The sequence below is a fragment of the Curtobacterium sp. ME26 genome (assembly GCF_903970945.1).
Classification (GTDB): Bacteria; Actinomycetota; Actinomycetes; order Actinomycetales; family Microbacteriaceae; genus Curtobacterium; species Curtobacterium citri.
Genome location: NZ_CAJCKG010000107.1, coordinates 1 through 376, shown reverse-complemented (window position 1 = coordinate 376; position 376 = coordinate 1). Strand labels below are relative to the sequence as shown.

Genomic DNA, 376 nt, shown 5'->3' with positions numbered 1-376 from the left:
AGCGGCAGCGGTCGTCAGAACGAACTCGTGCTCGTCACTACCGGCACTATTCGTCGCGGTAATGGTGAACGTCGACCGCCCAGCCGTTGTCGGCGTACCCGATATCACACCAGATACAGCGTCCAAGCTCAGCCCTGCCGGAAGAGTGCCGCTGGTGACGGCATAGCGAATCGGACCGGTTCCAGTAGCTGCAACCACAGCGCGATACGTTGACCCGACCGTGGCATCCGGAACCGAAGTAGTAGTAATCGCCGGAACCGTCGCCGCAGCGGCAGCGGTCGTCAGAACGAACTCGTGCTCGTCACTACCGGCACTATTCGTCGCGGTAATGGTGAACGTCGACCGCCCAGCCGTTGTCGGCGTACCCGATATCACA

Annotated in this window: 1 protein-coding gene; it reads right to left on the bottom strand. The window is 61.2% G+C overall.

Annotation, left to right across the window (positions count from 1 at the left end; translation table 11 throughout):
- On the bottom strand, nucleotides 1-375 hold a 375-nt coding region (locus H7A69_RS17230; RefSeq protein WP_259346292.1), incomplete at its 3' end, for a putative Ig domain-containing protein.
- Nucleotide 376: the final 1 nt, after the last annotated feature.